The sequence below is a fragment of the Pseudomonas sp. FA117 genome (genome assembly GCF_057370475.1).
In genome coordinates this window covers 1,809,553-1,829,484 of the sequence record NZ_CM170675.1, presented here as the reverse complement: position 1 = coordinate 1,829,484, position 19,932 = coordinate 1,809,553, and the positions used below count along the sequence as shown (strand labels likewise).

Annotated in this window: 18 protein-coding genes and 4 tRNA genes; 4 read left to right on the top strand and 18 right to left on the bottom strand. The window is 65.6% G+C overall.

Translation table 11 applies throughout. The annotated features are described in order from the left end of the window. Window positions 1-3: 3 nt before the first annotated feature. The 3 genes from AC1TXO_RS08645 to AC1TXO_RS08635 are packed head-to-tail and all read right to left on the bottom strand — an operon-like array spanning window position 4 to window position 2,740. Window positions 4-882 (bottom strand): rhomboid family intramembrane serine protease, encoded by an 879-nt coding sequence (locus AC1TXO_RS08645; RefSeq protein WP_486405916.1) that lies wholly within the window; start codon window positions 880-882, stop codon window positions 4-6. Further along, window positions 879-1,853 carry a metallophosphoesterase gene (locus tag AC1TXO_RS08640; protein ID WP_486406816.1) on the bottom strand — a complete coding sequence of 325 codons (975 nt, stop codon included), beginning with the start codon at window positions 1,851-1,853 and terminating at the stop codon, window positions 879-881. Before AC1TXO_RS08640 ends, AC1TXO_RS08645 begins: the two co-directional genes overlap by 4 nt. Next, window positions 1,850-2,740, bottom strand: coding sequence for an NAD(+) kinase (locus tag AC1TXO_RS08635; protein WP_375100394.1), 891 nt, complete (start codon window positions 2,738-2,740; stop codon window positions 1,850-1,852). Before AC1TXO_RS08635 ends, AC1TXO_RS08640 begins: the two co-directional genes overlap by 4 nt. A 43-nt stretch (window positions 2,741-2,783) precedes the next feature. Here AC1TXO_RS08635 and AC1TXO_RS08630 point away from each other — a divergent pair, with 43 nt between their 5' ends. Together AC1TXO_RS08630 and AC1TXO_RS08625 are read left to right on the top strand one after the other, a co-directional pair. Beyond that, window positions 2,784-3,773: a DUF1853 family protein gene (locus tag AC1TXO_RS08630; RefSeq protein WP_486406815.1), complete on the top strand. Its 990-nt coding sequence runs from the start codon at window positions 2,784-2,786 to the stop codon at window positions 3,771-3,773. A 151-nt stretch (window positions 3,774-3,924) separates the two neighbouring features. Next, window positions 3,925-4,470, top strand: coding sequence for a cytochrome b (locus AC1TXO_RS08625; RefSeq protein WP_486405915.1), 546 nt, complete (start codon window positions 3,925-3,927; stop codon window positions 4,468-4,470). Here the strand turns inward: AC1TXO_RS08625 and AC1TXO_RS08620 are convergent. Then, complete coding sequence (locus AC1TXO_RS08620) at window positions 4,461-5,360, bottom strand: 1-aminocyclopropane-1-carboxylate deaminase/D-cysteine desulfhydrase (RefSeq protein ID WP_486405914.1); 900 nt, start codon at window positions 5,358-5,360, stop codon at window positions 4,461-4,463. The two genes, AC1TXO_RS08625 and AC1TXO_RS08620, sit on opposite strands and share 10 nt — an antisense overlap. Window positions 5,361-5,406: 46 nt before the next feature. Further along, window positions 5,407-7,443: an oxidoreductase gene (locus AC1TXO_RS08615; protein WP_486405913.1), complete on the bottom strand. Its 2,037-nt coding sequence runs from the start codon at window positions 7,441-7,443 to the stop codon at window positions 5,407-5,409. A gap of 187 nt (window positions 7,444-7,630) precedes the next feature. On the opposite strand from AC1TXO_RS08615, the gene AC1TXO_RS08610 reads away from it, so the two are divergent. Then, window positions 7,631-8,749, top strand: coding sequence for a nitrilase-related carbon-nitrogen hydrolase (locus AC1TXO_RS08610; protein ID WP_486405912.1), 1,119 nt, complete (start codon window positions 7,631-7,633; stop codon window positions 8,747-8,749). Between the two features lie 4 nt (window positions 8,750-8,753). Continuing rightward, the gene (locus AC1TXO_RS08605; protein WP_486405911.1) at window positions 8,754-9,794 is read left to right on the top strand and encodes an AraC family transcriptional regulator; all 1,041 of its coding nucleotides are present in this window, start codon (window positions 8,754-8,756) and stop codon (window positions 9,792-9,794) included. Between the two features lie 238 nt (window positions 9,795-10,032). Here the strand turns inward: AC1TXO_RS08605 and AC1TXO_RS08600 are convergent, their stop codons facing one another. The 13 genes from AC1TXO_RS08600 to AC1TXO_RS08540 all read right to left on the bottom strand — a co-directional run bounded on the left by AC1TXO_RS08600 (window position 10,033) and on the right by AC1TXO_RS08540 (window position 19,910). Then, a complete protein-coding gene (locus AC1TXO_RS08600) occupies window positions 10,033-10,908 on the bottom strand; it encodes a DUF2242 domain-containing protein (RefSeq protein WP_486405910.1) in 876 nt (291 codons plus the stop codon). Window positions 10,909-11,076: 168 nt separating this feature from the next. Continuing rightward, window positions 11,077-11,153, bottom strand: a tRNA-Asp gene (locus tag AC1TXO_RS08595). Between the two features lie 138 nt (window positions 11,154-11,291). Next, window positions 11,292-11,368: transfer RNA gene (locus tag AC1TXO_RS08590), tRNA-Asp, on the bottom strand. A gap of 99 nt (window positions 11,369-11,467) precedes the next feature. Next, a tRNA-Asp gene (locus AC1TXO_RS08585) sits at window positions 11,468-11,544 on the bottom strand. 78 nt (window positions 11,545-11,622) lie between these two features. Next, a tRNA-Val gene (locus tag AC1TXO_RS08580) sits at window positions 11,623-11,698 on the bottom strand. 178 nt (window positions 11,699-11,876) lie between these two features. After that, a complete protein-coding gene (locus tag AC1TXO_RS08575; RefSeq protein ID WP_486405909.1) occupies window positions 11,877-12,650 on the bottom strand; it encodes an SDR family oxidoreductase in 774 nt (257 codons plus the stop codon). Continuing rightward, window positions 12,647-13,858 carry an O-succinylhomoserine sulfhydrylase gene (locus tag AC1TXO_RS08570; protein ID WP_486405908.1) on the bottom strand — a complete coding sequence of 404 codons (1,212 nt, stop codon included), beginning with the start codon at window positions 13,856-13,858 and terminating at the stop codon, window positions 12,647-12,649. Before AC1TXO_RS08570 ends, AC1TXO_RS08575 begins: the two co-directional genes overlap by 4 nt. Window positions 13,859-13,882: 24 nt before the next feature. Next, the gene (gene purF, locus AC1TXO_RS08565) at window positions 13,883-15,388 is read right to left on the bottom strand and encodes an amidophosphoribosyltransferase (RefSeq protein WP_486405907.1); all 1,506 of its coding nucleotides are present in this window, start codon (window positions 15,386-15,388) and stop codon (window positions 13,883-13,885) included. A gap of 42 nt (window positions 15,389-15,430) precedes the next feature. Further along, a complete protein-coding gene (locus AC1TXO_RS08560; protein ID WP_486405906.1) occupies window positions 15,431-15,985 on the bottom strand; it encodes a CvpA family protein in 555 nt (184 codons plus the stop codon). 189 nt (window positions 15,986-16,174) lie between these two features. Continuing rightward, window positions 16,175-16,852, bottom strand: coding sequence for an SPOR domain-containing protein (locus tag AC1TXO_RS08555; protein WP_486405905.1), 678 nt, complete (start codon window positions 16,850-16,852; stop codon window positions 16,175-16,177). Then, entirely contained in the window at window positions 16,836-18,143 is a 1,308-nt protein-coding gene (folC, locus tag AC1TXO_RS08550; RefSeq protein ID WP_486405904.1) for a bifunctional tetrahydrofolate synthase/dihydrofolate synthase, read from the bottom strand. The genes AC1TXO_RS08555 and folC overlap by 17 nt, the downstream gene beginning before the upstream one ends. Then, window positions 18,143-19,036: an acetyl-CoA carboxylase, carboxyltransferase subunit beta gene (gene accD / locus AC1TXO_RS08545; RefSeq protein WP_486405903.1), complete on the bottom strand. Its 894-nt coding sequence runs from the start codon at window positions 19,034-19,036 to the stop codon at window positions 18,143-18,145. Before accD ends, folC begins: the two co-directional genes overlap by 1 nt. 253 nt (window positions 19,037-19,289) lie before the next feature. Then, window positions 19,290-19,910: a phosphoribosylanthranilate isomerase gene (locus tag AC1TXO_RS08540; RefSeq protein ID WP_486405902.1), complete on the bottom strand. Its 621-nt coding sequence runs from the start codon at window positions 19,908-19,910 to the stop codon at window positions 19,290-19,292. Window positions 19,911-19,932: the final 22 nt, after the last annotated feature.

The window sequence follows — 19,932 nt, the reverse complement described above, 5'->3', positions numbered from 1 at the left end:
AAATCAGGCGGACAGTTTACGCCTGGCGAGCAGTCCGCCCAAGAGGCCGGTCAGGCATCCGATGAGCAGGCCGCCGACATGGGCAGCATTGGCGATCTGGCCGAAGCCGAGCTGGCCGACCACGCCGCTCAGGCAGATCACCAGCCAGATGAGCATCATCACCAGCACGCCCCGGGGCAGGTTGAACAGGGGATCGGGCGCCAGCCACTGGTAGAGCCAGAGGTAGCCGAGCAGGCCGTAGAGCACCCCGGACAGGCCGCCGAACAGGTTCGGCCCGCCGATGAAGTGCTGCGCCAGGTTCGACACCAGGCTGAACACCAGGGTCAGCGCCAGCAGCGTCCAGGGGCCCTGGCGCAATTCGATGCGCCGCCCCAGCTCCCAGTACCACAGGCCGTTCATGGCCAGGTGCAGCACGCCGAAGTGCAGCAGCATCGGCGACACCAGCCGCCACCACTGCCCCTCGCCCAGGCTCTGGGCCAGCGGCACGAAATACAGGTAGTCGCCCTGGACCTGGTAGTCCTGGAAGGTGAACCAGCTCAGGGTCGAGAGGTTCTCGCCCAGGCCGGTCAGGCCGACCACGGCGATGCACAGCAGCAGCATGCCGGCAGTGACCTTGCAGGCGCGGGCCTGCTCCTTGAGCGACGGCCGGGCGGGCTCCGTGGCGGGCGTGTCTGCAGCCGCCAGCGTGTCACCGTCGGCATTGCCGTCGGGGTAGCGCCGATACAGCTCGAGCACCTGCGCGGCCATGGCCGGCGGCACCCAGAGCACTTGCTCGCTGCCCTCCTCGACCACCCGGTGCGGCACCTCGAGGCGCCGCAACAGGCCGACGAAGCCGCCGAGGTCGACACTCAGCGGCAGGCGCATCACTTCGATCACGTTCATTGGCTGGCCTGCGGTCGGTCGACATCGACCCACACGAACTTGTGCGGGTCGATGCGGGTTTCGTCGTCCAGGCGGTAGGCGGCGAGCTTGCCGTAGAGCACCGCGCTGTAGTCCAGGCAGGCCAGGTTGGGACGGATCGGCGCCGGATGACCGCTGCGCCAGTAATGGCCGACGAACAGCAGCGGTTCGTCTTCCGAATAGCGCAACAGGGCATTCTTCTGGCTGTGGCTGAGCGGCGCGCGGGCCACCTCCTCGGGCAGGGCATCGGGCTGAAACACGATATCGCCGTAGGTCTGCGGGTCTTCTTCCCAGAATTTGGTGCGGAAGAAGGCGCGGGTCAGGCCGTCGCCGCCGGTCAGCGTGAGGCCGTCGGGCAGGCGCATGTCGGTGCCGCGCAGCAGGCGGTTGCACACGGTCGAGGCGAAGCTGCCCGATACTGCCGAGGCCTGCACGAAATGCTCGTCGATACGACCGTCCGGATGCTGGGCGCGCAGTTGCGCGATCAGTTGATGGTCCCAGCAGGCATGCACCATGCGGAAGCGCCCGGCGTCGACGAACAGCGGCAGGCTGTAGAACCACTGGATGAAGTCATGCCAGTCGCCGGGGTGGTGAGCGAACTGGGTCAGGGTTTCGTCGATCAGGCGGGCGTGGCGCGGCGTGTGCTCGCGCACGTAGGCCTTGCCGCTGCCCGGCAGCGCCGGCGTGACCCAACCCAGGGCGTTGTATTCGTGATTGCCCATGATGCAGTGGGCCTGTCCGGCCTCGACCATGTCGTGGACGATGTGCAGTGCCTCGCGGATGCGCGGGCCGCGGTCGACGATGTCGCCGAGGAACAGCGCCTGGCGCCGCGGATGACGCCAGACGCCGCCCACGCGCTTGTAGCCAAGGGTGTCGAGCAGGCGTTCGAGAGTCAGCGCACAACCGTGAACGTCGCCGATGATGTCGAAACTGCGTGCCGGATCGAACATCAGTCGTCCCTGCCTCCCAGCCGACTGCCCCAGCCGAGCTTGGTGCGGCAGACTTCGTAGTAGTTGTGGTCCAGCGGATGGATCAGGCGCAGCTTCTGCGGCTTCTTGCTCACCGTGATGGTGTCGCCGGGGGCGCAGGTGAAGTGGTTCTGGCCGTCGCAGGAGACCTGCGGGTAGATCTGCAGGTCCTTGGACACCACGATCTTCAGTTCACTGTTGCCATCGACCACGATCGGCCGACCGGACAGGGTGTGCGGGTACATCGGCACGATGACGATGGCGTCGAGCTTGGGGTGCATGATCGGGCCGCCGGCCGACAGCGCATAGGCGGTGGAGCCCGTGGGCGTGGCGACGATCAGGCCGTCGGCCTTCTGGCTGCAGACGAACTGGCCATCGATGTAGATCTCGAACTCGATCATCCGCGTCGACTTGCCCGGGTGCAGGACCACGTCGTTGAGCGCATCGCCCTGGCCGATGGCCTCGTGATGGCGGCGCACTTCGGCCTGCAGCAGGAAGCGGTTCTCGACCAGGTAATGGCCGTCGAGCACTTCGGCGACCTTGGTTTCCAGTTCGTCGGGGCGGATGTCGGTGAGAAAGCCCAGGTTGCCGCGGTTGATGCCCAGCACCGGGATGTTGTGGCGGGCCAGCGCGCGGGCTGCGCCCAGCAGGCTGCCGTCGCCGCCGACCACGATGACCAGGTCGCAGACTTCGCCCAGCAGCTTGCGCGTGGAGGTCTGCAGGCCGTGGCCGGGCAGCACTTCGGCGATGGTGTCCTCGAGGATCACGTGCAGGTGGCGCTCGAGCAGGAACTTCTTCAGTCGGCGAATGGTGTCGAGCACCTGCGAGCTACCGAGGCGTCCGATGATACCGATATTGCGAAATTGCTCCATGGGGCTCCTGCAAGGCTCTGCGGCGGGTGACTATGCCTGGATTATGGGCGAAACGACCGGCCAGCGGCAAACCGGCTATGCTCGCAGGATGACGCCGTTCACCGACCTCCATGCCCTGCCCCGCCAGCTACGCCACCCGGCCGTGCGCGACCTGGCGTGGACGCTGCTGTCGCCACCGCTGCTGAGCGAACCACCCTGCCCGCAACGCCACCCGCTGGCGGCCAGCGGCTGGGCGGACGATCCCGCGCGACTGGTTGACTGGCTGAACGCTCTCGATCTTGAGCCACAGCCCTTGCTGGACTGGCTCGCACGCCTCGGCAGCCGGCGCCTGGGGCTGTACTACGAGCGCCTGTGGCAGTTCGCCCTGCAGCAGGCGCCCGGCATCGAGCTGCTGGCCTCCAACCTTGCGATCCGCCAGGGTCCACGGACACTGGGCGAACTGGACATCCTGCTGCGCGACCGCGAAGGCGACCATCACCTGGAGCTTGCGATCAAGCTCTATCTGGGGCCGGAGCAGGACGATGCCAGCGACCCGCTGCAGTGGCTGGGGCCCGGCTGTCACGACCGCCTGGGCAGCAAGCTTGCGCACCTGGCAGCACACCAGTTGCCGATCTCGGCGCGCCCCGAGAGCCTGCAAGCCCTGAGCCGCTTGCAGCTTGGCACGGTGCAGGCGCACCTGTGGCTGGGGGGCTATCTTTTCTATCCATGGCCTGGGCAAATCCGCTCGCCTGCCGGGGCCAACCCCGCGCACCTGCGTGGCCGTTGGCTGCATCGACGCGAGTGGGCGCAGTACGTCAGCCATCACCCTGCGGCCCGCTGGCAGCCGCTGCCGCGCCAGGCCTGGCTGGCACCTGCCCGGGTCGCCGCCGGGGATTGCCTGGACCCGAAGGGATTCGCCGCCTGGCTGTGGCGCCTGGAGGACGAGGCCGCAGCGCAACTGCTGGTGAGGCTGGAGGACGACGGCACGGGTGCCTGGCAGGAGGTGGAGCGGGTGTTTCTGGTGAGTGATCAATGGCCGCACATGCCCGGGTGATGCGCCGCAGGCGCTGACACTGGGTGACCGTCGGCGGAAAATTTCATCGAAATCACCGACCTGAAACAACGAAAAACCATCGATCGACGCGCTAAAGTCCACCGCAGGCGCCAGCAAGAGCGCCCACCCGACCTGATGACGAGGACCGACCATGGTTTCATCCACACCCGCGCCCCACTATGCGCGCCTGTCCATCACCCTGCACTGGCTGATGCTGGTGCTGCTCGCCGCGGTCTACGCCTGCATCGAGCTGCGCGGACTGTTCCCCCGGGACAGCGCCGAGCGCGACCTGATGAAGGGCCTGCACTTCATGCTCGGCCTCACGGTGTTCGTGCTGGTGTGGCTGCGCCTGGCCATGCGCCTGTCGCGCCCGACACCGCCCATCGTGCCCAGGCCACCGGCCTGGCAGACCGGTCTTTCGCACCTGGTGCACCTGCTGCTGTACCTGCTGATGATCGGCATGCCCCTGGCCGGCTGGCTGATCCTCAGCGCCGCCGGCAAGCCGATTCCGTTCTACGGCCTGGAGCTGCCGGCGCTGATCGGCCAGGACCCGGACCAGGCCAAGTTCATCAAGGGCTGGCATGAACGCGTCGGCACCTGGGGCTACTGGCTGATCGGCCTGCATGCCGTCGCCGGGCTCTATCACCACTATGTCCGCCGCGACAACACGCTGCTGCGCATGCTGCCCTACAAGTAGCCGCGACGCCCCTGCAGGCCGCCGGTGTGGACGAAGATCAGCCGACAGCCGGGCGCGAACAGCCCGGCCCTGACCTGCTCGCGCAGTGCCAGCAGGGCCTTGCCGGTGTAGAGCGCTTCGAACGGCACGCCGCAGTGCCGTTCGCTGGCCGAAATGAACTCCAGCAGCTCGTCGTCCAGCCGGGCGAAGCCGCCCCTGCTGGCTGCGTGCAGCTGGTAGCCTGAAGCCCCCGCCAGTTTCGCCACAGTGCGCTCGACACCGTGATCACGCGGTACCGCCAGGGCGCCGTGCACGGGATGCGCGCCCTGCTCGGCCAGCACCAGACCGGCCAGGGTGGTGCCGGTGCCGGCCGCCAGCCACCAGGCGGTGTAATCCGACCAGCCAACCGAGGCCAGTTGTGCACGGGCCTGCTCGACGATCTGCAGGCATCCTTGCGCACCCGCCTCGCCGCCACCGCCCTCGGGGATGCAGTGCCAGGCGGGGTAGCGGGCTTGCCAGGGCTGCCAGAACTCCGGCTCATGGCGCGCCCGGTAACCGCCATAACCCAGCCAGTGCAGCTCCATGCCCAGGGCTTGCAGATCGTGTACGGTCGGAGTGTCCTGCCGATGGCCACGCAGCAACCCGGCGGTGGCGAAACCGAAGCGGCGACCGGCCGCAGCCAGGGCATGCAGGTGATTGGAGTGATTGCCACCAAGGCTGATCAGCCCCGGCGCGCCGGCGTGTTCGGCCGCGAGCAGGTGGTGCTGCAGCTTGAACCATTTGTTGCCGCTGATCAGCGGATCAATCAGGTCAAGGCGCAGGATCGCGGCCTCGACGCCTGCCGTGTGCAGCCAGGGCAGGTCGAGGCGTTGCAGAGGGGGTTGGGGCAATGCGAACAAAGGAGGCGACATGGCGTGAGTCTAACACCCTCGCTCGATGTCGCCCCTTCGGACGGGCTTACAGTTCTGCGGCCAGGCGCGAACCCTGGTTGATCGCCCGCTTGGCATCGAGCTCCGCCGCCACGTCGGCACCGCCGATCAGGTGCACCGACTGCCCCTTGGCCAGCAGGCCTTCGTGCAGCTCGCGCAGCGGCTCCTGCCCGGCGCAGATCACCACGTTGTCCACCGCCAGCACCTGGGGTTCGCCCTCGCCGATGCGCACATGCAGGCCCTCGTCATCGATCTTCAGGTAGTCGACGCTATTGAGCATCTGCACCTGCTTGTTCTTCAGCCCCGTACGGTGGATCCAGCCGGTGGTCTTGCCCAGGCCGTCGCCGACCTTGGTCTTCTTGCGCTGCAACAGGTACACCTGGCGCGCCGGGGCATGGGGCTCGGGCTTGATGCCGGCGATGCCGCCACGCGCGCTCAGGCCGGTGTCGATGCCCCACTCCTTCCAGAACGCCTCGCGGTCCTGGCTGGTGGCCACACCCTTGTGCACCAGGTACTCGCTGACGTCAAAGCCGATACCGCCGGCGCCGATCACCGCGACCCGCTCACCCACCGGCTTGCGCTCGAGCAGCACGTCCAGGTAGCTGAGCACCTTGTCATGGCCGACCCCTGGGATATCCGGGGTGCGCGGGCTGATGCCGGTGGCCAGGATGATCTCGTCGAAACCGCCACCGGCCAGGTCCTCGACACCCACGCGGGTGTTCAGGCGCAGGGTCACGCCGCTGCTCTTGAGCTTGTTGTCGAAGTAGCGCAGGGTCTCGAAGAACTCCTCCTTGCCCGGCACGCGCTTGGCGACGTTGAACTGGCCACCGATCTGCGCACCGGCATCGAACAGCGTCACTTCGTGCCCGCGCTCGGCGGCGACCGTGGCCGCTGCCAGCCCGGCAGGCCCTGCGCCGACCACGGCGATGCGCTTCACGGCGCGCACCGGCAGGTAGTTGAGCTCGGTCTCGTGGCAGGCACGCGGGTTGACCAGGCAACTGGTCAGCTTGCCGCCGAAGGTGTGGTCCAGGCAGGCCTGGTTGCAGCCGATGCAGGTATTGATCTCGTGCGCACGGCCTTCGGCGGCCTTGTTGACGAAGTCCGGGTCGGCGAGGAAGGGCCGGGCCATGGACACCATGTCGGCATCGCCTTCGGCCAGCACCGACTCGGCCACCTCGGGGGTGTTGATGCGGTTGGTGGTGATCAGCGGGATCTGCACCGCACCGCGCAGCTTGGCGGTGACCTTGCTGAAGGCAGCGCGCGGCACTTTGGTGGCGATGGTCGGAATGCGCGCCTCGTGCCAGCCGATCCCGGTGTTGATCAGGGTTGCGCCGGCCCGCTCGATGGCCTTGGCCAACTGCACGATCTCGTTCCAGTCGCTGCCACCTTCGACCAGATCGAGCATCGACAGGCGGAAGATGATGATGAATTCACGGCCCACCGCTTCACGCACGCGGCTGACGATCTCCACTGCCAGGCGCATGCGGTTCTCGTAGCTGCCACCCCAGCGGTCGGTCCGGTGGTTGGTGTGGGCGGCGAGGAACTGGTTGATGAAGTAGCCTTCCGACCCCATGATCTCGACGCCGTCGTAGCCGGCCCGCTGGGCCAGCACCGAGCAGTTGACGAAGTCGTCGATCTGCTTCTGGATGCCCTCTTCGTCCAGTTCCTTGGGCTTGAACGGGTTGATCGGCGCCTGGATGGCGCTGGGCGCCACCTGCCGAGGGCTGTAGGCATAGCGACCGGCGTGCAGGATCTGCAGGCAGATCTTGCCGCCCGCTGCGTGCACCGCCTTGGTAACGACCCGGTGCTTGTCGGCCTCTTCATCGGTGCTGAGCTTGGCCGCACCGGAATACACCCCACCCTCGTCGTTGGGGGCGATGCCGCCGGTCACCATCAGGCCGACACCGCCGCGGGCGCGCTCGGCGAAGTAGGCAGCCATGCGCTCGAAACCACCGGGGCGCTCTTCGAGGCCGGTGTGCATCGAGCCCATCAGCGTGCGGTTGCGCAAGGTGGTGAAACCCAGGTCGAGGGGGGCCAGCAGGTGTGGGTAGCGTTCGGCAGCCATGGATGGACTCCACATGAGGCGTGATCACGGAATGCGGGCGCCTCGCATGGGCCCCGTCGTTTGTCTGCGCTCGACATTAAACAGGCGTTTGAACTGGCTCAATGATCGAAACTGACAACTTATTGATCCTGCTGCACAGCAGGTCTACCCTAGGGCGTCTCGTCGTCTCAAGGTCCCCTTCCCGCTCATGCGCAAACTCCTGGCAAGCGCCCTGGCGCTGGTGATGATCGCCGCCCTGTGCGGCTATGGCTTCTGGACCCAGCAGCGCCCTGAAGGCCATTACCTGTCCGACCTGCGCATCGAACTGGCGCTCAACCAGGGCGTGCCGGGCGCGCACGGCAACCTGCTGGGCATCGAACCACTGCTCTACCCCACCGACTACCAGAACCTGCAGCGCCTGCACCGCAAGCTCTCGGCCTACCTGGAGCAGGCCCGCGCCCAGGGCTTGCTCAACCCGCGCACGGTGGTGGTGCTGCCCGAACATATCGGCACCTGGCTCTGGGCCCGTGGCGAGAAAAAGGAGCTGTACCAGGTCACCCAGTTTCGCGAAGCCTGGCAATGGCTGGAGTTGAGCAATCCGTTGCGCTATGGCCTGGCCATGCTCGCCGCGACCGGTGACGATCGGCGCTCCGATGCCCACCTGCGCATGAAGGCGCGGCAGATGGCGGCCGACTACCAGCAACTGTTCGGCGACCTGGCCCGCGAATTCGGCGTCACGCTTGTGGCCGGCTCCATCGTCCTGCCGGCCCCCTATGTCGAAGACGGCCGGCTGAAGGTCGGCAAGGGCCCGCTGTACAACAGCAGCCTGGTGTTCGGCAGCGATGGTGCGCCGCTGGGCCAGCCACAGTTGCAGCAGTACGTCGACAGCGAAGTCCGGCGCTTCATCGATGATGGCCAGGCGCAGCCGCTGCAGGTCGTGCAGACCCCGGCCGGGCGCCTGGGCGTGCTGGTCGGCAGCGACAGTTGGTACCCGCGCAACCACGCGCAATTGAGCCGTCAGTCGGTCGAACTGATCGCCAACCCGGTGTTCCTCAGCGGCAAGGACAGCTGGCAGCAACCCTGGCGCGGCAACCGCCATCAACAGGCGGCCAACCAACTGCCACTGGGCAAGGGCGAAGTGAGCGAAGAAGCGGCCTGGCGACAGCTGACCCTGGCAGCCAACCCCCAACTACCCAGCATCAGCGTGTTCCTGCGCGGCCAGTTCTGGGAGCTGGGCAGCGACGGCCAGGGCTTTGCCAACCGCGCTGGCGAGCAACTGGCCGGTCACCCCGGCCATGGCGCTCGCCTGCTGAACCTGTGGCTGTAACGGCATGCGCCAGCCACGCGTGCGCCTGGGCGACCTGTCGGTAGGCTTCGTCCAGCCACTGGCCGAGGCGCTGAGCGAACTCGGCCACGACCCGACACCGCTGCTGCAGCGTTATGGCCTGAATGCCGCGCGCATGAGTGAGCCTTGCGCGCGGCTGTCGATCCCCCGCTACATGCATTTGGGCCATGCCGCCATCGAACTGTGCGGCGAGCCGGCGCTGGGGCTGCGCATGGGGCGCCTGAGCCGGCTGGCGCAGGCCGGCCTGGCGGGAGTGACGGCGGCACAAGCGCCGAACGTGCGCGAGGCGGCACGCACCCTGCTGCGCTTCGAACCGCTGTACGCCGCCAACTACCGGGGCAGCTCGGGCTTCATCGAGGACAACCAGGGTGCCTGGCTGCGCTTCTACTCGATCAGCCCGTACAACGCCTACAACCGCTTCGTGGTCGATTCGCTGCTGGCCGGCTGGCTCGCGCAGTTGTCGGGCCTGGCAGGCATTGCGCTGCAGGCCGAACGCATGGAGATCGAGTTCGAAGCGCCCGACTACGCGGCACGGTATCAGCCGCTGTGCAGCGTGCCCGTGCAGTTCGGCGCCACCAGCAACCAATTGCGCCTGGGACGTGCCACCCTGGAGCTTGCCAACCCGCAGCACTGCCCCAGCACCTGGCTGCACCTGTTGCAGTTGTGCGAAACAGAATTGGCACAGCGCACGCGTGTGCGCAGCCTGGGCGAGCGCATCACCCACCTGCTTGGCCCGCTGCTCAGCGGCGGGCGCGAGCCGGATCTGGAAGAAGTGTCGCGGCACCTGCAGCTACCGAGCTGGACCTTGCGCCGCAAACTGGCCGAAGAAGGGTCGAGCTTTCGTGGCTTGCTCAACGAGACACGACGCGACCTCGCCGAGACCTACATCCGCGATACGGAACTGGCCTTCGGCGAGATCGCCTATCTGCTGGGGTTTGCATCGGCCGAAGCCTTCCAGCGCGCATTCAAGCGCTGGACGGGGCTTACGCCGGGGGAGTTCCGCCGCCATCAGCGGCAGGTGGGTTAGAGCTCGGTCGCGTCTTCGGCAGGCTCTGGGGTGTCCAGCTCATACGCCTGGAATTCGAGAAGTTCTTCCTGGTAGTCGTCCATTGGCCTGCGTCCTCTTGCACTCATTTTTTCATGGGGTCTGGCCTATAACCTAAGCGGCCTGGGTGAAGGAATCATGACATCCCTATGAGTGGTAAACGTAGCAGAGGTTCGGTTCATTAACCTGTGGACGTGTGTAACACCAGATTTAACCGGATCTACAACGACGATGGCGCGGGCTCGCTGGCCGGTGCCTGCTGCTGGACCTGGATCGGGGCAGGCTCGACGGGCGGCGCGACTGGCTGCGAACCCTGGCTGTCATCGACCACCGGTGCCGCCGGCACCTCGCGGGTGGGCGCAGTGGCGGCCGCCGGTGCCGGGTCTGCCGAGGATGCTGGCGCAGCCAACGGCGTCGGCGCAGTCGAGTCGGCCTGCGGCGCAGTGCTGCTGACCGGCGCAGGCTGGGCTGCGGGCGCCAGTGCGGCGGGCTCGGGCAGCCCCAACTCCTGCGCAGGCCTCTGCTGCTTGGGAGCCTGGACTTCTGGCTCGACCTGCTTCTGCTTCCTGGGTTTGGGCAGGTAGCTTTCGACCAGCGCGAAATAACGCTCGTAGAACTGCGGCGAAGTCACGGTTTCGCTGGCCACCTTGACCATCGAATCGTCGGTGGAACCGATCGGCATCGACACCGAACCGAGGATGCCCACCCCAAGGCTGGCCGAGGTATTGGATTTTTTCAGGGTGTAGCGGTCCTGCAGGGCGTTGGCGAAAATCGTCGAGCGCTGTTCATCGCTGCTGTCGGGCGCGCAGGTGATGTTGAAGCTGATCTGCAGGTGGTTCTCGGCGTTCTGCTGGAAGCTCTTGTTGCCCGCCACCTGGCTCGCGTCGCTGCTGGTAATGATATAGCCCTGGCTCAACAGTGCCCGGCGTGCCGCCTCGCACGATCCGCCCTCAGTGACCGGGAAGCTGCGCGAGAAGGTGCCCGAGTCATCGAAGTTCTCGTGCTCGTAGATGGCTGCCTTTTTCGAAGAGCAACCGGAAACGCCCGCCAGCACCAGGGCCAGCCCGAGCGCTACAGAGACGGTAGATCTGGACATTGTGAATTCCGGGAAGAACGAATGCCGGTATTGTGCAACACATCCCTCGGTCGCTGGAACCGCTGGTCGGTGAAGAGTCTGTCAGCATTGGCAGGGCACAAACAAAAAAAGCGACCCTGAGGTCGCTTTCCTTGTGCTTAGAGGCGTTCAGTGACCTCGAGGCGAGTATGGCGCAGCGGACGGGACTCGAACCCGCGACCCCCGGCGTGACAGGCCGGTATTCTAACCGACTGAACTACCGCTGCGTATCGCACAGGCCGAGGCCTGCTTGAAACTGGGATCTGCGTGCCAGCGCAAGCGCTGGTGTTGCAGGCACAAAAAAGGCGACTTTATCATCGCCTTCGATGTCGTTTCGAAGAGTTCTAGGGCTTCGAAACAGAAGATGGCGCAGCGGACGGGACTCGAACCCGCGACCCCCGGCGTGACAGGCCGGTATTCTAACCGACTGAACTACCGCTGCGTATCTCACAGGCCGAGACCTGCTTGAAACTGGGATCTGGTCGGAAGGTCTTGCCTTCTGACCACAGACCGGTGAAGTTCACCCATCTGTTGAAGTAAGTGGCGCAGCGGACGGGACTCGAACCCGCGACCCCCGGCGTGACAGGCCGGTATTCTAACCGACTGAACTACCGCTGCGCATATGGACTTGCGTCCTGTTCCTCTCTGTTAGGAGCCTCTTTCGAAGCATCCTGGGTCAGGAACAATCTCAGGAAGTGGTGGGTGATGACGGGATCGAACCGCCGACCCTCTGCTTGTAAGGCAGATGCTCTCCCGGCTGAGCTAATCACCCTCGCGATGTTGCTTGTTGCGTTTGCTTCGCTGAGGCCGCGAAATTTACGCAGGTACCGATGCTAAGTCAATAGCCCCATTGAATTTTTTTTGAAAAAGCTGAAAAACGGACCAGGCCCCACCCAAACAGAAAAGGAGCCTTGTCGGCTCCCTTGCTGTGCAACTCGTCGTGTGTTGGTTCAGTTGTAGATCATCTTGCGGCTCATCCCGCCATCGACCACGAACTCCTGGCCGGTGACGAACCCGGCCTGGCGTGACAGCAGCCAGGCAACCAGTGCCGCGACATCCTCCACCGTCCCTACCCTGCCCGTCGGATGCTGGGCATGGTCGGCTTCGGTCAAAGGCTCGGCACGGCGCTGGGACGGGTCACGGGCATCGATCCAGCCGGGGCTGACCGCATTGACCCGGATCTCCGGCCCCAGGCTAATGGCCAGGGCATGGGTCAGCGCCAGCAGGCCACCCTTGCTCGCGGCATAGGCCTCGGTGTCCGGCTCGGACTGACGGGCTCGGGTCGAGGCCAGGTTGACGATGGCCCCGCCGTGGGCGCGCAGATAAGGCGCACAGTGCTTGGCCAACAGCATCGGGCCACTGAGGTTGACCGCCAGCACCCGGTTCCACTGCGCCAGGCTGAGGCTTTCGAGCGTGTGATTGTGCGGATTGGCGATCGCCGCATTGCACACCAGCGCGTCCAGCCGCCCGAACTGGCCCAGCACCTGCGCCACGCCGGCACTGACCTGGGCCTCGTCGGACACATCCATGGCGATGAACCAGGCATTGCTGCCCAGGGTCTTGGCCACCTTCGAGCCGCGCTCGCGATCCAGGTCGCTCAACACCACCTGCCAGCCGTCACAGATCAGCCAGGCGGCGATGCCCAGACCAATGCCGCGGGCGGCACCGGTCACCAGGGCCACCCGACCGTTATGGTCCGGCTCGCCACCTGTCCAGTCGATCACAGCGCCGCCAGCCCACGGGCAAGGTCGGCCTGCAGGTCGGCGACGTCTTCCAGGCCGACCGCCACGCGGATCAGGCTGTCACGGATACCTGCCGCTTCACGCTCCTGAGGGCTCAGACGACCATGAGAGGTGGTCGCCGGGTGGGCGATGGTGGTCTTGCTGTCGCCCAGGTTGGTGGTGATCGAAATCACCCGGGTGGCGTCGATGAAGCGCCAGGCGCCTTCTTTGCCGCCCTTGACCTCGAAGCTGACCACCGCGCCGAAGCCGCTCATCTGGCGCTTGGCCAGTTCATGCTGCGGATGGCTCGGCAGGCCGGCATAGTGCACTTTCTCCACGCCCTCCTGCTGCTCCAGCCACTGGGCCAGGGCCTGGGCGCTCTCGCAGTGCGCACGCATGCGCAGCTTGAGGGTTTCCAGGCCCTTGGTGAAGATCCAGGCGTTGAACGGGCTGAGGGTCGGGCCGGCGGTGCGCAGGAAGCCCACCACTTCTTTCATCTGCTCGGCACGACCGGCAACCACGCCGCCCATGCAACGGCCCTGGCCATCGATGAACTTGGTGGCCGAATGGAACACGATGTCGGCACCCAGTTTCAGCGGCTGCTGCAGCGCGGGAGTGCTGAAGCAGTTGTCCACCACCAGCATGGCGCCACCGGCGTGGGCGATTTCGGCCAGTGCGCCGATATCTACCAGCTCCGCCAGCGGGTTGGACGGCGACTCGACGATCAGCAGCTTGGTATTGGCCTTGATGGCCTTTTCCCAGCCCGCGAGATCGACCAGCGGCACATAGTCCACCTGCACGCCAAAGCGCTTGAAGTACTTCTCGAACAGGCTGATGGTCGAGCCAAAGACACTCTGCGACACCAGCACGTGATCGCCGGCGCTGCACAGCGACATGACCACGGCGAGGATCGCCGCCATGCCGGTGGAGGTCGCCACTGCCTGCTCGGCGCCTTCCATGGCCGCCAGACGCTCCTCGAAGGCACGCACGGTCGGATTGGTGTAGCGCGAGTAGACATTGCCCGGTGTTTCGCCGGCAAAACGCGCGGCCGCATCGGCAGCCGTGCGGAAAACATAGCTCGAGGTCAGGAACAGCGCTTCGCTGTGCTCGCCCTCAGGCGTGCGGTTCTGACCGGCGCGCACTGCCAGGGTGTCGAAGCCGACACCCTCCAGGTCGCTGTCCAGCCGACCGGCATCCCATTGATCCGTCATGCCGTTACTCCTGAAAGCCCAGAATCAGTTGTTGTACAGGTCGATGATCGCGCTGACGGCCTGGGTCTTGACCTTGGCCGCGTCGTTACGGGCCTGCTCGATACGTTCCAGGTAGGCGTCGTCGATGTCGCCGGTGACGTACTCACCGTTGAACACCGCGCAATCGAAGTGCTCGATCTTGATCTTGCCGCCACCGACCGATTCGATCAGGTCCGGGAGGTCCTGGTAGATCAGCCAGTCGGCACCGATCAACTCGGCCACCTGTTCGGTGGTACGGTTGTGGGCGATCAGTTCGTGAGCGCTCGGCATGTCGATGCCGTAGACGTTGGGGTAACGCACCGCAGGCGCCGCGGAGCAGAAGTAGACGTTTTTCGCGCCGGCTTCACGTGCCATCTGGATGATCTGCTTGCAGGTGGTGCCGCGCACGATCGAGTCGTCCACCAGCATCACGTTCTTGCCACGGAATTCCAGCTCGATGGCGTTGAGCTTCTGGCGTACCGATTTCTTGCGCGCGGCCTGGCCGGGCATGATGAAGGTACGGCCGATGTAGCGGTTCTTGACGAAGCCTTCGCGGAACTTCACGCCGAGGTGGTTGGCCAGTTCCAGGGCCGCGGTGCGGCTGGTGTCCGGAATCGGGATGACCACGTCGATGTCGTGCTCGGGACGCTCGCGGCGGATCTTCTCGGCCAGCTTCTCGCCCATGCGCAGGCGCGCCTTGTACACCGAGATGCCATCGATGATCGAATCGGGACGGGCCAGGTAGACATGCTCGAAGATGCACGGCTGCAGTTTCGGCGCATTGGCGCACTGCTTGGTGTACATCTGCCCTTCTTCGGTGATGTACACCGCTTCGCCCGGGGCCAGGTCGCGGATCAGGGTGAAGCCGAGGACGTCCAGGGCCACGCTTTCCGAGGCGATCATGTACTCGACGCCTTCGTCGGTATGACGCTGGCCGAACACCACCGGGCGGATGCCGTTGGGGTCACGGAAACCGACGATGCCGTAGCCGGTGATCATCGCCACCACGGCGTAGCCACCGACACAGCGGCTGTGCACGTGGGAAACCGCGGCGAACACGTCTTCCTCGGTCGGCTGCAGCTTGCCGCGCACGGCCAGCTCGTGGGCGAACACGTTGAGCAGCACTTCCGAGTCGGAATTGGTGTTGACGTGGCGCAGGTCGGACTCGTAGATCTCCTTGGCCAGTTGCTCGACGTTGGTCAGGTTGCCGTTGTGCGCCAGGGTGATGCCGTACGGCGAGTTGACGTAGAACGGCTGGGCCTCGGCGGAGGTGGAACTGCCCGCGGTGGGGTAGCGCACGTGGCCGATGCCCATGTGGCCGACCAGGCGCTGCATGTGGCGCTGCTGGAAGACATCGCGCACCAGGCCATTATCCTTGCGCAGGAACAACCGGCCGTCATGGCTGGTCACGATACCGGCAGCGTCCTGGCCGCGGTGCTGGAGGACCGTTAGCGCGTCATACAGCGCCTGATTGACGTTCGACTTACCGACGATACCGACGATGCCACACATGCGACGCAACCCCTACTTTGACGAAACTTGAGTGAAAAGCGCTCAGGGCCGGGATGGACCGAGCAACTGTTCCTTGAACGGAAGATCAACCGGTGAGCTGATCCCACTGGACATCCATTGACCGGCAAAACCGAGAATCAGGTTCTTCGACCAGTCGGCGACCAGCAGAAACTGTGGTATCAGGCGTGATTCCTGCCACCACGGATCCTGTTGTACCAGCCCCAGGCTGAGCAGGCCGACGGCCACCACCACCAGCAGGGCCCCGCGCGCAGCGCCGAAGGCCATGCCGAGGAAGCGATCGGTGCCGGACAGCCCGGTGACGCGGATCAGCTCGCCGACGAGGAAATTGATCATCGCCCCCACCAGCAGCGTGGCGACGAAGAGAATGGTACACCCGGCGATGATGCGTGCCGAGGGTGTCTGGATATAGCTTTCCAGGTACTGCGACAACGAACCGCCGAACATCCAGGCGACTGCGCCGGCAATGATCCAGATGAGCAGTGACAAGGCTTCCTTGACGAAGCCGCGCTTGAGACTGATCAGTGAGGAAATGGCGATGATCGCGATGATCGCCCAATCAACCCAGGTAAATGCCACGGTGCTGCCTGCAGACGTTTGAGGCGGCGTATTTTAACAGAGCAAAGGGCTTGGGGTAAGCGGAATGTCACGCCGTTGAAGGCCTGCAGCCTGACTTCCAGGACAGCTTTCCCCTGCCGGCGAGGCCAGTGGTCGCCGGGAGAAACGGCCTGCCTGGCCTGCGCGAAAACGCAGGCCAGGCCGTCACACTCAGCTGCGCTCGGGCTGGAAACGCACCACGATGCCCTTGAGGTTCTGCTGGCGGTTGATCACGTCACGCAGGCGCTCGGCCTCGGCGCGATCGATCAACGGCCCGACGAAGACCCGGTTAAGACCATCCGTCGAGCGAATGTAGGCGTTGTAGCCCTGGCTGCGCAGGGTTTTCTGCAGGTTGTCGGCACCGGCACGGTTGGACAGGCTGGCCAACTGAATCGACCAACTGACCGGCAGGCCATTGGCATCGATCTTCGACGCCGCTGCCGGCTTGGTGGCGCTGGTCGCAGGAGCCTGGGCGGCGGGCTGGGCTGCACGCGCCTCGACCTTGGCTGCGGGCGCCGTAGCCTGTGGCTTGGGTGCCGGGGCCTGGGCCGCCTGCGAGGGCGCCGGAGCGATCGGCTGGCTCGGCGCACTGACCGGCGCAGTGGACTCGTCGACGATCACCGGCGCTTGCTCGGAGGGGTCTGGCAATGCCTGCGGCTCCGGCACCTGCACCGGCTCGACCTTGACCTCGGGCAGGCTCGGCATGGCCGGTGCTTCGGGCGCTTCGACGCGCACCTGGCGCATCTCGTCCTCACGGGTGAACAGCATCGGCAGGAAGATCACCGCGAGCGCCACCAGTACCAGCGCACCGACCATGCGCTGCTTCATCCCTTTATCCAGCACTGCCATCTACTCCATCCTCCGCGACCTGCCGCTCGAGCCATTCCAGGGCCTGGCCGACACAGAAAAACGAACCGAACAGCAGGATCTGGTCATCCGCCGTTGCCTGCGCACACTGCCCTTCGAGGGCAGCGGCGACACTGGGGTAAGACTTCACCGCAGCGCCGTGGTTCGTCAAGGCAACAGCAAGTTCTTCGCCAGCGCGACTGCGCGGGGAGTCCAGCGGCGTGACCGCCCAGTGATCGACCAGCCCGTCCAGTGGAGCGATGACACCGTCGAGGTCCTTGTCGAGCAGCAGGCCGAAGACTGCCAGCCGTTTCCCGCGAACCGGGCGCGCCGCCAGGCGGCGGGCCAGGTACTCGGCGGCATGCGGGTTGTGCCCGACGTCCAGCAGCAGTTCCAGGCGCTTGCCCTGCCAGGTCAGCGTACGGCGATCGAGGCGACCGGTGACGCGCGTGTCGAGCAATGCCTGGGCAATGGTCTCGCGGTCCCAGCGCAGCCCCATCAACAGGTAGGCCTGCAGTGCCAGGGCAGCGTTTTCCATCGGCAGGTCGAGCAGCGGCAAGTCCGCCAGCTCCACCGGCGAGCCATCGGCATCCGTCCCACGCCACTGCCAGTGGCTGTCGGTGCTGGCCAGGTCGAAATCCCGACCGCGCAGCGAGAACGGGCAACCCAGCTCACGCACCTTGTCCAGCAGCGGCTGCGGTGGATCCAGATCGCCGCACAGCGCAGGCCTGCCCTGGCGGAAAATGCCCGCCTTCTCGAAGGCTACCAGCTCGCGGGTGTCGCCCAGGTAGTCGACATGATCGACACCGATGCTGGTGACCAGCGACACGTCGGCATCGATCAGGTTGACCGCATCCAGCCGGCCACCCAGGCCCACTTCGAGCACCACGGCATCCAGCGCCGACTGCCTGAACAGCCAGAACGCCGCCAGGGTGCCCATTTCGAAGTAGGTGAGGGAAATCTCGCCTCGCGCCGCCTCGACGGCGGCGAAGGCTTCGCACAGGCGCTGATCGCTGGCTTCGACGCCATCGATCAGCACCCGCTCGTTGTAACGCAGCAGGTGCGGCGAGCTGTACACGCCGACCTTGAGCCCCTGGGCACGCAGCAGCGAGGCGATGAACGCGCAGGTCGAACCCTTGCCGTTGGTGCCGGTTACCGTCACCACACGTGGCGCCAGCCGACCCAGCGCGAGCCGTGCCAGCACCTGTTGCGAACGCTCCAGGCCCATGTCGATGGCCGACGGGTGCAACTGTTCGAGGTATGCGAGCCACTCGCCCAGGGTGCGCTGGCTCATCACGCGACGACGGCCGCTTCTTTGGCCTGCTCGGGGGTCGGTTGACCGGTCATCTGCGCCAGCAGACGGGCCAGGCGCGGACGCAGGTCATGACGCGAGATGATCAGGTCGATGGCGCCATGCTCCAGCAGGAACTCGCTGCGCTGGAAGCCTTCCGGCAGTTTCTCGCGCACGGTCTGCTCGATCACGCGCGGGCCGGCAAAGCCGATCAGCGCCTTGGGTTCGCCGACAATGACATCGCCGAGCATCGCCAGGCTGGCGGACACACCACCGTAGACCGGATCGGTCAGGACCGAGATGAACGGAATGCCTTCTTCGCGCAGGCGCGCCAGCACGGCGGAGGTCTTGGCCATCTGCATCAGCGAGATCAGCGCTTCCTGCATGCGCGCGCCACCCGAAGCGGAGAAGCAGATCATCGGGCAACGGTTTTCCAGGGCATGGTTGGCGGCGCGCACGAAGCGCTCGCCGACGATGGCACCCATCGAGCCGCCCATGAAGGAGAACTCGAAGGCGCTGACCACGATCGGCATGCCCATCAGGGTGCCGCTGACCGACACCAGCGCGTCTTTTTCGCCGGTCTGTTTCTGGGCCGCGGTCAGGCGGTCCTTGTACTTCTTGCCATCACGGAATTTCAGGCGGTCGACCGGCTCCAGGTCGGCACCCAGCTCGGCACGGCCATCGGCATCGAGGAAGATGTCGATACGCTCACGGGCGCCGATACGCATGTGATGGTTGCACTTGGGGCAGACGTCGAGGGTTTTTTCCAGTTCCGGGCGATACAGCACGGCCTCGCAAGCCGGGCACTTGTGCCACAGGCCTTCCGGCACCGAGCTCTTCTTCACCTCGGAACGCATGATCGAAGGGATCAGTTTGTCTACCAACCAGTTGCTCATGCTTTATTTCTCCCGTTTCGGTCGTTGGCGGGCTTGCTGCCGCCTGCCCTGCCCCGACCCTTGAGCTCAAATTCGTGTTCGAAACGACGATGGACCGGCCCCAGGTTCTTCCTGCGCACCGCTCCACCTTCAACCTGTACGCCGACGCGCCTGGCGTCGCGTGTTCTGATGGCCGCCCCCACGGGGCCAGCCGGGCAGCACCGGGCTGCGATAGCTATGGACGATGGCACGCCGCCAACCGTCACATCCACCGTCACGCCGCGCGGACCGCGCGCATGAAGGCTTCGATCTTGCTGGCATCCTTGATGCCCTTGGCCTGCTCGACACCGCCACTGACGTCCACGGCATAGGGCCTGACCTGGGCGATGGCCTGGCCGACATTGCCCGCCGACAACCCACCCGCGAGAATGATCGGCTTGCTCAGGCGTTGCGGTACCAGCGACCAGTCGAACGCCTCGCCGGTGCCACCGGGCACTCCGGCCACATAGGTGTCGAGCAGGATGCCACGGGCGCCAGCATAATGCCGGCATGCGGCCTCCAGGTCATCTCCGGGGCGCACCCGCAGGGCCTTGATCCAGGGGCGGTGATAGCCCTCGCAATCGGCCGGTGTTTCATCGCCGTGGAACTGTAGCAGGTCCAGCGGAACGACCTCGAGGATCTCGTTCAGTTCGCAGCGCGAGGCGTTGACGAACAGCCCCACCGTGGTCACGAACGGCGGCAGCTCGCCAATGATCGCCCGCGCCTGGCGTACGTCCACCGCGCGCGGGCTCTTGGCATAGAAGACGAAGCCGATGGCATCGGCGCCGGCCTCGACCGCGGCCAGGGCATCTTCGATGCGGGTGATCCCGCAGATCTTGGTGCGAACGTTGCTCATGGAAGGCGAACCTTGAGTGATC

What these genes read in the sequence shown, in the direction of transcription:
- AC1TXO_RS08645 (WP_486405916.1), bottom strand. Translation starts at nt 882, where the DNA reads ATGAACGTGATCGAAGTGATGCGCCTGCCGCTGAGTGTCGACCTCGGC.
- AC1TXO_RS08635 (WP_375100394.1), bottom strand. Translation starts at nt 2,740, where the DNA reads ATGGAGCAATTTCGCAATATCGGTATCATCGGACGCCTCGGTAGCTCG.
- AC1TXO_RS08630 (WP_486406815.1), top strand. Translation starts at nt 2,784, where the DNA reads ATGGGCGAAACGACCGGCCAGCGGCAAACCGGCTATGCTCGCAGGATG.
- AC1TXO_RS08625 (WP_486405915.1), top strand. Translation starts at nt 3,925, where the DNA reads ATGGTTTCATCCACACCCGCGCCCCACTATGCGCGCCTGTCCATCACC.
- AC1TXO_RS08620 (WP_486405914.1), bottom strand. Translation starts at nt 5,360, where the DNA reads ATGTCGCCTCCTTTGTTCGCATTGCCCCAACCCCCTCTGCAACGCCTC.
- AC1TXO_RS08615 (WP_486405913.1), bottom strand. Translation starts at nt 7,443, where the DNA reads ATGGCTGCCGAACGCTACCCACACCTGCTGGCCCCCCTCGACCTGGGT.
- AC1TXO_RS08610 (WP_486405912.1), top strand. Translation starts at nt 7,631, where the DNA reads ATGCGCAAACTCCTGGCAAGCGCCCTGGCGCTGGTGATGATCGCCGCC.
- AC1TXO_RS08605 (WP_486405911.1), top strand. Translation starts at nt 8,754, where the DNA reads ATGCGCCAGCCACGCGTGCGCCTGGGCGACCTGTCGGTAGGCTTCGTC.
- AC1TXO_RS08600 (WP_486405910.1), bottom strand. Translation starts at nt 10,908, where the DNA reads ATGTCCAGATCTACCGTCTCTGTAGCGCTCGGGCTGGCCCTGGTGCTG.
- AC1TXO_RS08570 (WP_486405908.1), bottom strand. Translation starts at nt 13,858, where the DNA reads ATGACGGATCAATGGGATGCCGGTCGGCTGGACAGCGACCTGGAGGGT.
- purF (WP_486405907.1), bottom strand. Translation starts at nt 15,388, where the DNA reads ATGTGTGGCATCGTCGGTATCGTCGGTAAGTCGAACGTCAATCAGGCG.
- AC1TXO_RS08555 (WP_486405905.1), bottom strand. Translation starts at nt 16,852, where the DNA reads ATGGCAGTGCTGGATAAAGGGATGAAGCAGCGCATGGTCGGTGCGCTG.
- folC (WP_486405904.1), bottom strand. Translation starts at nt 18,143, where the DNA reads ATGAGCCAGCGCACCCTGGGCGAGTGGCTCGCATACCTCGAACAGTTG.
- accD (WP_486405903.1), bottom strand. Translation starts at nt 19,036, where the DNA reads ATGAGCAACTGGTTGGTAGACAAACTGATCCCTTCGATCATGCGTTCC.
- AC1TXO_RS08540 (WP_486405902.1), bottom strand. Translation starts at nt 19,910, where the DNA reads ATGAGCAACGTTCGCACCAAGATCTGCGGGATCACCCGCATCGAAGAT.